Origin of the sequence: Streptomyces sp. NPDC059524 (genome assembly GCF_042749255.1) — a bacterium.
Lineage (GTDB): Bacteria > Actinomycetota > Actinomycetes > Streptomycetales > Streptomycetaceae > Streptomyces > Streptomyces xanthii.
Genome location: NZ_JBHYTK010000221.1, coordinates 1 through 10,215, shown reverse-complemented (window position 1 = coordinate 10,215; position 10,215 = coordinate 1). Strand labels below are relative to the sequence as shown.

Annotated in this window: 9 protein-coding genes; 2 read left to right on the top strand and 7 right to left on the bottom strand. The window is 71.1% G+C overall.

Going from position 1 to position 10,215, the window contains the following annotated elements; genetic code table 11:
* Positions 1-33 precede the first annotated feature (33 nt).
* Positions 34-564: an alkyl hydroperoxide reductase gene (locus tag ACFW9D_RS35920; protein WP_188337119.1), complete on the bottom strand. Its 531-nt coding sequence runs from the start codon at positions 562-564 to the stop codon at positions 34-36.
* A gap of 15 nt (positions 565-579) precedes the next feature.
* The gene (locus tag ACFW9D_RS35915) at positions 580-1,134 is read right to left on the bottom strand and encodes a peroxiredoxin (protein WP_188337118.1); all 555 of its coding nucleotides are present in this window, start codon (positions 1,132-1,134) and stop codon (positions 580-582) included.
* A 132-nt stretch (positions 1,135-1,266) separates the two neighbouring features.
* Between ACFW9D_RS35915 and ACFW9D_RS35910 the strand changes: the two genes are divergently transcribed.
* Positions 1,267-2,220 (top strand): LysR substrate-binding domain-containing protein, encoded by a 954-nt coding sequence (locus tag ACFW9D_RS35910; protein WP_384629288.1) that lies wholly within the window; start codon positions 1,267-1,269, stop codon positions 2,218-2,220.
* Positions 2,221-2,346: 126 nt separating this feature from the next.
* Here the strand turns inward: ACFW9D_RS35910 and ACFW9D_RS35905 are convergent, their stop codons facing one another.
* The 5 genes from ACFW9D_RS35905 to ACFW9D_RS35885 form a co-directional block, all read right to left on the bottom strand.
* Positions 2,347-4,743, bottom strand: a complete 2,397-nt coding sequence (locus tag ACFW9D_RS35905; RefSeq protein WP_384629285.1) for an FtsX-like permease family protein — start codon at positions 4,741-4,743, stop codon at positions 2,347-2,349.
* On the bottom strand, positions 4,740-5,426 hold the full coding sequence (locus ACFW9D_RS35900; protein WP_384629281.1) for an ABC transporter ATP-binding protein: 687 nt from the start codon (positions 5,424-5,426) through the stop codon (positions 4,740-4,742). The genes ACFW9D_RS35905 and ACFW9D_RS35900 overlap by 4 nt, the downstream gene beginning before the upstream one ends.
* On the bottom strand, positions 5,423-5,950 hold the full coding sequence (locus ACFW9D_RS35895) for a PadR family transcriptional regulator (protein ID WP_188337114.1): 528 nt from the start codon (positions 5,948-5,950) through the stop codon (positions 5,423-5,425). The genes ACFW9D_RS35900 and ACFW9D_RS35895 overlap by 4 nt, the downstream gene beginning before the upstream one ends.
* 384 nt (positions 5,951-6,334) lie before the next feature.
* Positions 6,335-6,583: a hypothetical protein gene (locus tag ACFW9D_RS35890; RefSeq protein WP_188337113.1), complete on the bottom strand. Its 249-nt coding sequence runs from the start codon at positions 6,581-6,583 to the stop codon at positions 6,335-6,337.
* On the bottom strand, positions 6,580-7,521 hold the full coding sequence (locus ACFW9D_RS35885; RefSeq protein WP_384629277.1) for an SPFH domain-containing protein: 942 nt from the start codon (positions 7,519-7,521) through the stop codon (positions 6,580-6,582). Before ACFW9D_RS35885 ends, ACFW9D_RS35890 begins: the two co-directional genes overlap by 4 nt.
* Before the next feature lie 256 nt (positions 7,522-7,777).
* Here ACFW9D_RS35885 and ACFW9D_RS35880 point away from each other — a divergent pair, with 256 nt between their 5' ends.
* Positions 7,778-10,072, top strand: coding sequence for a transglycosylase domain-containing protein (locus tag ACFW9D_RS35880; RefSeq protein ID WP_384629293.1), 2,295 nt, complete (start codon positions 7,778-7,780; stop codon positions 10,070-10,072).
* The last annotated feature ends 143 nt before the right edge of the window (positions 10,073-10,215 follow it).

The window sequence follows — 10,215 nt, the reverse complement described above, 5'->3', positions numbered from 1 at the left end:
CCGCTTGCGCGGCGGGGGCAGCTTCTTTGCGGGTTACGCCAGCGCAGCTTCCGCGTCCAGCGTCACCGCGACCGCCTGGATGACCGAGGCGATCTTGAAGGACTCCAGGATGACGTCGCGCTCGACGCCGGCCTTGCGGAGCACCTGCTCGTGCGAGTCGAGGCACATCCCGCAGCCGTTGATCGCCGAGACGGCGAACGACCACAGCTCGAAGTCGATCTTGTCGACGCCGGGGTTGCCGATGACGTTCATCCGCAGGCCCGCGCGCATCGTCCCGTACTCGTCGTCCGAGAGCAGGTGACGCGTGCGGTAGAAGACGTTGTTCATCGACATGATGGCGGCCGCCGACTTCGCGGCCTTGAACGCCTCCGGCGAGAGGTTCGCCTCGGCCTCGGGGGCCAGCTCGCGCAGCACGCGCGGCGAGCGCGAGGCGATGGCGGTCGCGAGGACCGTGCCCCACAGCTGCTGCGCCGGCAGGTCCGAGTTGCCGATGACCGAGCCCAGGTTGAGCTTCAGGTCCTTGGCGTAGTCCGGTATGGCGGACTTCAGTTCGTCGAGTGCCATGTCAGAAGACTCCGCTCACTCGCCCGAGAGCAGCGCGACCGGGTCGAGGGTCTCGTCGCCCTTGCTCCAGTTGCACGGGCACAGCTCGTCGGTCTGCAGGGCGTCGAGGACCCGCAGGACCTCCTTGGGGTTACGGCCCACGGAACCGGCGGTCACCATCGTGAACTGGATCTCGTTGTTCTGGTCGACGATGAAGACGGCGCGCTGGGCGAAGCCGTCCTCGCCCTCGATGCCGAGGTCACGCATGAGCTCGTGCTTCGAGTCGGCCAGCATCGGGAAGGGCAGGTCCGTCAGGTCCGGGTGGTCCTTGCGCCAGGCGTGGTGCACGAACTCGGAGTCGCCGGAGAAGCCGAGGATCTGGGCGTCACGGTCGGCGAACTCCTCGTTCAGCTTGCCGAACGCGGCGATCTCGGTCGGGCACACGAAGGTGAAGTCCTTGGGCCACGCGAAGACGATCTTCCACTTGCCCTCGTAGGTCTTGTGGTCGATCTGCGCGAACTCCTTGCCCTTCTCCAGCGAGACGCAGGCAGTGAGGTCGAACTGGGGGAACTTGTCACCGACAGTGAGCACGTGCTCTCCTTGCAGCGAGAAAGGCCCCTTTTGAGGGCCTTTCCATGGGTTGGACTGCTCATGATCGTGGCACACCGTGCATTGATTACGGAAATAGCTAGACTCGGTCGTGTTGATCGGAGGTGGCTATCAGTGGCCGTATCGAGCGGAAAGCCGGGCCTGAAGCGCAGGCAGCCCAGCCTGGCGCAGCTGCGGGCGTTCGCGGCGGTCGCGGAGCATCTGCACTTCAGGGACGCGGCGGCCGCGATCGGGATGAGCCAGCCCGCGCTGTCCGGAGCCGTCTCCGCGCTGGAGGAGACGCTCGGGGTGACCCTCGTCGAGCGTACGACGCGCAAGGTGCTGCTCTCGCCGGCCGGCGAGCGGATCGCCGTACGGGCGCGGGCCGTGCTCGACGAGGTCGGGGCGCTCGTGGAGGACGCGGAGGCCGTACGGGCGCCGTTCACCGGCGTGCTGCGGCTCGGGGTCATCCCCACGGTCGCGCCCTATCTCCTGCCCACCCTGCTGCGGCTCGTGCACGACCGGTACCCGGACCTCGACCTCCAGGTCCACGAGGAGCAGACCTCCTCGCTGGTGGAGGGCGTCACCGCCGGACGGCTCGACCTGCTGCTGCTCGCCGTGCCGCTCGGGGTGCCGGGTATCAGTGAAATCCCCCTGTTCGACGAGGACTTCGTGCTCGTCACCCCGCTCGACCACTGGCTCGGCGGCCGCGAGGGCATTCCCCGCGAGGCGCTGCGCGAGCTGAACCTGCTCCTCCTGGACGAGGGGCACTGCCTGCGGGACCAGGCGCTGGACATCTGCCGGGAGGCGGGGCGGGACGACGTTCCCGTCACCACGACCGCGGCGGGCCTCTCGACGCTGGTGCAACTCGTCGCCGGCGGGCTGGGAGTGACGCTGCTGCCCCGCACGGCCGTGTCCGTGGAGACCAGCCGCAGCGCCCAGCTCCTCACCGGCTACTTCGCCGAACCCGCGCCTTCGCGGCGGGTGGCGTTCGCGATGCGGAGCGGGGCGGCGCGCTCCGCGGAGTACGAGGAGTTGGCGGCGGCGCTTCGGGGGGCGCTCGGCGGCCTGCCGGTCCGCGTCCTCTGACCGGCCCGCGCACCCCGGCTCCGTTGCCGAGTGCCGCGCCGTCGTGGCTGGTCGCGCAGTTCCCCGCGCCCCGGGCTCGGGTGCTTCCGAGCCCGGGGCGAGAAGGTCCCCGTACCGCCCGGAGGGCTACTCCGTGCGGAGGCCCTCGGGGCGCATCAGGCGGTAGAGCGGGGGGAGGGAGAGGAGGGTGACGGTCAGGACCGCTGCCGCGCCCACCCCGACCAGGGGGAGGAACACCAGCCAGTCCGTCACCGGCTTGCCCGTCATCCGGAGCATCAGCCACCCCAGCGCCAGGCCCCCCGACACCGCGAGCCCCATCCCGAGCACGACCGGGATCGCCGTCTGCCACAGCACCGACCACGCCAGCGTCGCCCGCCGCGTCCCGTACGCCACCAGCACGGACAACAGCCGCCTGCGCTCGCGGAGTTGCTCGATCTGCGAGACCAGCATCGACGCCGCGATCAGCGAGATCGTGATCGCCGCCGCCGTGAACAGCCCGCGCAGGATGCTCGCGTACGTGTCGTCCCGTTCCGTCGCGTGCATGGTCCACACCCGCATGCTCGGATCCATCCGGAACGCCACGTTGCGCACGTGCTCGAACGCGTCCGGCACCGACTCGTCCACCTGGATCTGCGCCATGGTCATCGAGTTGTGCAGCGTGTCCGTGTCGAACGCGCCGGGCGTGGCGAGGATGCCGGTGAAGCGGTCCCCGAGCGCGTCGCTCCGCGACGGCACCGTGCGGGTCTCCTTCGGCAGCACCCAGCGGACCCCGTCCCGGTGCTTCCCGCCCCCCTCCATGTCGTCCACGACGAGCCGCGCCCCGGGCCGCGCGATGTGCCGCGCCTCCCGCGACGTGGCACCGCCCTCCGTGCCGAGGACCCGGAACACGTCACCGTCCCGGCACGACGGCAGCTCCGCCTTCTCGCGCAGCGCCGCACAGGTGCCGACCGACAGCGTGACCGTGGGGACGTACCCGTAGTGGTCCGGCCGCGCCCCCTCCGCGGCGGCCCACGTGTCGACGGTGCCGACGACCTTCCGTACGCCCGGAGACCGGCCGAACTCGTCGGTCATCCGCCGGGCCAGCTTCCCGCTCGGGAAGTCGGCGTTCGCGACGAGCTGCGCGCGCCGCGGGTCCTGTCCCGTCGCCTTGGTGAAGTCGTCCTCGATCCCGACGACGAACATCTGCAGCGCGATACCGCCCGCCACCGCGATCGTGATGCCCGCGACGGCCCGGCTCGCCGCCGTGCTGGACAACTGGAGCCTGCGCGTGGCCAGTTGCCATGGCACCGGCCCGCCGCGCAGCCGCCCCACGACCGCCTCGACCAGCCACGGCAGTACGAGCACCAGGCCGATGAGGAGCAGCGCGATCCCGGCCGCGATCCGGACCACGGCGAAGGTGTCCGTGCTGTCGACCGCCTCCGAGGTCAGCAGCAGCACCGCACCCGCCGCGGGGACCGGCAGCCGCCACCACAGCCGGCGCCGCCGCGTGCGGCGCTCGCGGACCACGCCCAGCGGCTCGATCGCCACCGAGCGCAGCGCGAACAGCGTCACCCCGATCGCGGCGAGCGGCACGGCCAGCACGATGAGCAGGCCGAGCACCGGCACCGGCGACAGGTCCGAGGGGAACGCCGACAGCCGCCACACCTCGACATGGGCGAGCGACTGCCGCGCCGACAGGAAGAACCCGGCCCCGAACACCACCCCGAGCGCCGCCCCGAACAGGGCCTCGCCCGCCGCCATCCGCCGCGTCATCCGCACGTCCGCGCCGACCAGGCGCAGCGCGGCGAGCCGCCGGTCGCGCCGCTCGCCGCCGAACCGGACGGCCGTCGCGATGAAGATGGCCACCGGCACGAGCAGCACGACGCAGGCCAGCACCACCATCAGGACCAGCACCGGGTCCATGGGCGGCGACGGGAACGTGTGCCCCCAGTGGTCGAAGCGCCGCGCCCCGCGGTCGGTGCTGAGCTCGTCCGACCCGATGTACACGTACAGGTCGAACGGGTCGTGCAGGCCGGCCGGGGCGATCGTGCCGACGTCGCGGTACGCGTACCGCTCCTTGAGGAGCTTGCCGTCGGGGGAGTCGAGAAGCTCGCGCAAGGCAGGGGAGACGACCATCTCGCCGGGCCCGGGGAGCTTGTCCACGCCGGGCGGCAGCGCGGGATGCGCGCCGTCGGGCCGGACCAGATAGCCGTCGATCGAATCGGCCCGGAAATCGGAGGACGCGTCACTGAGCAGGACCGAGCGGTCCGAGCGCTCCGCCGGGCCACCGGGCTCCACGCCCAACTGCCGTGCGGCGCCCCGCGCGTCACGCTCCTCCAGCAGCGTCGGCACGGACGCCGCGCCCAGCAGCACGGCCACGCCGAGCCCCACGCCGATCGCGGTGAGCAGCGTACGGATCCAGCCCTCGCGGCCCCCGGCCACCGCGCACCGCACACCGACACCGAGGTCGCGCAGCCGGCCGCCGAACCCCTGCCGCACGGGCGCCGGGGCGGGGGCGGCCGGACGGTCGTCGAGCAGCGTCATCGGGCGAACTCCATGTCCCGGGACTTCCCGTCGCGCACCACGACCTCGCGGTCGGAGTAGGCGGCGACCCGGGCCTCGTGCGTGACCAGGACGACCGCGGCGTTCGTGCTCCGCGCCGCCTCCGTCAGCAGCTCCATGACCCGCTCGCCGTTCAGGGAGTCCAGGGCGCCGGTCGGCTCGTCGGCGAACAGCACGCGCGGGTTCGTCACCAGCGCGCGGGCCACGGCGACGCGCTGGCCCTGACCGCCGGACATCTCCCCGGGCCGCTTGCCCGCCAGGTCGTCGACCTCCAGGCGCTCCAGCCAGCCGGCGGCCCGCCGCTCGGCCTCCTTGCGCTTGACGCCGTTGAGCCGCAGCGGCAGCGCCACGTTCTCGACACTGGTCAGCTCCGGCACGAGCTGGCCGAACTGGAAGACGAAGCCGAACTCGCCGCGGCGCAGCGCGCTGCGCTCCGCGTCCGACATGGCCGCCAGGTCGCGGCCGCCGTACGTGATGCTGCCGGAGTCCGGCGTCACGATCCCGGCGAGGCAGTGCAGCAGCGTCGACTTGCCCGAACCGGACGGGCCCATCACGGCGACGATCTCGCCGGGATGCACGGAGAAGGACGCGCCGTCGAGGGCGGGCGTCGGGCCGTACGCCTTGCACAGGTCGACGGCGGTCAGCAGGGAACCGGCGGGAGTCATGAGGGGCGCACCTCCGCGGCGAGGCGGTCGAGACGCGCGGCGGTCAGTTCCAGCCAGCGCAGGTCGGCTTCGAGGTGGAACAGGGCGTGGTCGCAGATCAGCTGGTCGGCGAGGTCGCCCTTGCGCTTGCGGTCGGTGAGGATGCGCATGAGGCGCAGGTGCTCGGCGCGCTGCGAGTCGAGGACCTCGGCCGCGTCGCGATCGGTGAGCAGGGCGAGGACGACCTTCGTGTACAGGGTCGACTGGAGGTACGGCTCCGGCTTCTCCGGGGTCGCCAGCCACTGCTGGACGTCCGTGATGCCGGCGTCGGTGATCGCGTACCGCTTGCGCTCGGGGCCGCCGCCGGCCTCGATCCCGTCGACCTCGACGAGACCGTTCTTCAGCAGGCGGGACATCGTCGAGTAGACCTGCCCGTAGTGCAGCGGCTTGTCGTGCCCGAAGGTCTCGTCGAACGTGCGCTTGAGGTCGTAACCGTGGCGGGGCCCTGATTCGAGCAGCCCGAGAAGGGTGTGGCCGATGGACATGGAGGGGACTCTACACTCCGTGTATACCCGGGGTGTATACGGGTCCGAATCTCACCCGCGGCGACTCCGGCGGGGGCCGGTCACGCCCGGCGGCGAGACCCCAAACAGACCCAGCCCCGCGCGGCGCCCCGTCGACTGCGGCTCTCGTCGTGGTTGCTCGCGCAGTTCCCCGCGCCCCTGAAGGGCACGCTTCGCGCGCCCCCCAGGGGCCCGCCGGTCGCGCCCCGCGACGGAGTCGCTGATCGGGTGCAGCCCCGCGCCCCTGAAATGCAGACGCTTCGCCTCGCATTTCCCCGATCAAGGCGCGGGGCGCCTTTCATGTGGGGAAGGCGCGGCGAAGCCGCTGCCTTCCAGGGGCGCGGGGAACTGCGCGGCCAGCCACACTCAGCCGTCGGCCGCCGGCCCCTCCGGGTCGCCCGAGCTCTTGGGCGGGCGACCCCGCCGGGCGATGGGCGCCGCCCCGCCGGGCAGCCGGCCCGCCTCGGCGAGAGCCCTGCGCAGCAGGAACTCGATCTGCGCGTTCGCGGAGCGCAGCTCGTCCCCGGCCCACCGCGCCAGCGCCTCGTACACGGCGGGATCGAGCCGCAGCAGCACCTGTTTCCGCGCCGGAGGCGGTGGCGGTGGCGGGGTCACTGGTAGAGCGTCCCCGTGTTCAGGACCGGCTGCGCCGCACGGTCACCACACAGCACGACCAGCAGATTGCTCACCATCGCCGCCTTCCGCTCCTCGTCCAGTGTCACGAAATCCTGCTCCGCGATCCGCGCCAGCGCCGCCTCGACCATCCCGACGGCCCCGTCGACGATCTGCCGCCGCGCCGCGACGACCGCCCCCGCCTGCTGCCGCTGCAGCATCGCCGAGGCGATCTCCGGAGCGTAGGCGAGATGCGTGAAGCGGGACTCGATGATCTGGACACCGGCCGCCTCCACGCGCGCGTGGAGCTCGACGGCCAGCTTCTCGGTGATCTCCTCCGCGTTCCCGCGCAGCGACAGCCCGCCCTCGTCATGGGCGTCGTACGGGTACTCGATGGCGATGTGCCGGACGGCCGCCTCGGTCTGCGTCGAGACGAACTCCAGGAAGTCGTCCACCTCGAACGTGGCCTGCGCGGTGTCCTCGACCCGCCACACCACGACCGCGGCGAGCTCGATCGGGTTGCCGTACGCGTCGTTGACCTTCAGGACCGCCGTCTCGTGGTTGCGGACCCGGGTGGAGATCTTGGTGCGCGAGGTCAGCGGGTTCACCCAGCGCAGCCCGTCAGTGCGGATCGTGCCCCGGTAGCGCCCGAAGAGCTGGACGACACGGGCCTCGCCCGGCGCCACCATGTTCAGCCCGCACATCGCGAAGAAGGCGCCGACCGAGAGGAGGACGCCGAGCGTGATCAGCAGCGCCTTCGTGCCGTCCGAGTCGAGTGTCGTCGCGGCCACGATCAGTACGACCCCCGCCGCGAGCCCGACCAGGCCGAGCAGCAGTGCGAGCCCGCCGCCGATGCTGTGCGCCGTGACCTCCCGTACGCGCGCCTTCGGCATGGCCGGCACGTCCGGCGTGACGTCCGGTGTGGTGTCCGTCTCTGGCATGACTGTCCCCGTTCCCCTGAACTGCGGTTTCGCCCCCGGTCCGGGGCGAACCCTTTCTAGCATAGTGATATCACTTTAACGGCCACGGCAACCATCCACTCGTCTGGATCGTCGGTTCCCATGGGGTAGGTGCTGATTGTCACGTCCGGAAATGACCGGAAGGGCACGGTTTTGCCTTAAGTGGCGGTGTTAGCTTCATGAGCTGATTCCGAACGAATCAGGAATGTTGACGGACGAGAAGCGGAGCGACGAGGTCATGGGCCGAGCGGATGCGAGGAACGCGCGCAAGGCCGCGGCGCGGCCTTCGGGCATACGCCGCTTCTTCACGTGGAAGAAGCTGCTGGGGGCCTTCTTCGGGTTCGTGCTCCTGTGCATGGGCGCCTTCGTGGTGCTCTACATGGTGATCGACATACCCGAGGGCAACCCGGAAGCCGATCTGCAGAGCAACGTGTACAAGTACAGCGACGGCTCGACCATGGCCCGCGTGGGCGAGGTCAACCGGGAGATCGTCAAGCTGTCCGAGGTCCCCAAGGGCGTCCAGCACACCTTCGTGGCCGCCGAGAACAAGACGTTCTACAAGGACCAGGGCATCGACCTGAAGGGCACCGCCCGCGGCGTCCTCAACACGGTCACCGGCAAGGGCAAGCAGGGTGGCTCGACGATCACCCAGCAGTACGTGAAGAACTACTACCTGACCCAGGACCAGACCGTCTCGCGCAAGCTGAAGGAACTGGTCATCTCGCTGAAGGTGGACCGCAAGAAGTCCAAGGACGACATCCTCGCGGGCTACATCAACACCAGCTTCTACGGCCGCGGCGCCTGGGGCATCCAGACCGCCGCCCAGGCCTACTACGGCGTCGACGCCTCCGACCTCAAGGTCGAGCAGGGCGCCTACCTCGCCGCGCTGCTCCAGGCGCCGAACCAGTACGACTGGGCGATCGCCTCCGACACCGGCAAGAAGCTCGTCAAGCAGCGCTGGAACTACGTCCTCGACAACATGGTCGACATGCACTGGCTCAGCGCGAGCGAGCGCGCCGGCATGACCTTCCCCAAGCCCAAGGACCCCAAGCCGGCCGCGGGCCTGCAGGGCCAGGAGGGCTACCTCTACCAGGCCGCCAAGGCCGAGGTCATGAAGGAACTGAACCTCACCGAGGACCAGTTCGACGCCCACGGCTACACGATCACGCTCAACATCGACCGCAAGAAGCAGAAGCAGCTCGAAAAGGCCGTCAAGCAGCAGCTGACCGACCAGCTCGACCCCAAGCGCCGCAAGACCGACGCCAACGTGCAGGCGGGCGCCGTCTCCGTCGACCCGAAGACCGGCAAGGTCCTCGCCATGTACGGCGGCGAGGGCATCGACAAGCACTGGCGCAACAACGCGACGCGCACCGACTACCAGCCCGCCTCGACCTTCAAGCCGCTCATCCTCGCCGCCGCGCTGGAGAACAACGCGAAGACGCAGGACGGCCAGTCGATCCGGGCCAACACGGTCTACGACGGCACCAGCAAGCGCCCCGTCGTCGAAGACGGCGCCGAGGTGAAGTTCGCCCCGCCGAACGAGGACGACGTCGACTACGGCGACGTCACCGTCCAGACCGCGATGAACAAGTCCATCAACTCCGTCTTCGCGCAGATGGGCGCCGACGTCGGCATGGACCAGGTCATGGCCACCGCCAAGAAGCTCGGCATGGAGGACGGCGACCTCAAGCCGTACTACGCCCAGACCCTCGGCACCATGGGCGCCAGCCCCCTGGAGATGGCCGGCGTCTACGCGACCCTCGACAACCACGGCAAGCTGGTCACCCCGCAACTCGTGAAGTCGGTGTCCCTGGCGGGCCAGAAGCTCGACCTGCCGGAGCAGTCCGGCGAGCAGGTCATCAGCCGGGCCGCCGCCGACTCCGTCACCTCGGTGCTCACCGGCGTGGTCGACGACGGTACGGCCCGTGCCTCCGTCCGCGACAACCCGGGGCGCGACGGCCAGCAGGTCGCCGGCAAGACCGGTACGTCCGACTGCAACCGCTCGGCCTGGTTCACCGGCTACACCCCCGACCTGGTCACCTCCGTCGGCATGTTCGGCGAGGCGGCCAAGGCCGGCACCGCCCGGTGCGGCAGCGACGACCCGGTGAAGGTCACCCAGGGCGCCCAGGTCTCGCTGTCCGGCGCGGCCGGCGGCGGCCGCGTCAACGGTGGCAGCTTCCCGGCCCGCATCTGGGCCCAGTACACCTTCAACACCGCGGGCTCCGGCGAGCGCTTCGACCTGGACACCGACATGGGCGCGGGCGTCGAGCCCACCACCCAGGCCCCGGTCACCCCGAGCGACGAGCCGACGACGCCCGAGACGCCGAGCGACGAGCCGACCACCGAGCCGCCGACCAGCCCGTCGACCCCGACGGACGAGCCGACGACCGAGCCGCCGACGGACGAACCGACCGACACGGCCGAGCCGCCCACCGATCCGGGCGGCGGCACCCCGACCATCGGCATCCCGGAGGACCCGGGCGGCGACGGCGGAGACACGGGCGGCTGGAACGGCACACAGCCCGACAACTAGCGCCACACACGGGGGCGGGCGGGGACCCTGGGGTGGGGGGGGCCCCCCGGGCGGGGGGGGCGCGGGGCGCGGGGCGGGGCGCGGGGGGGGGTGGGGGGGGGGGCCCCCCCGGGCGCGCTCTGTCGGGCGCCCCGCCCCCCCGG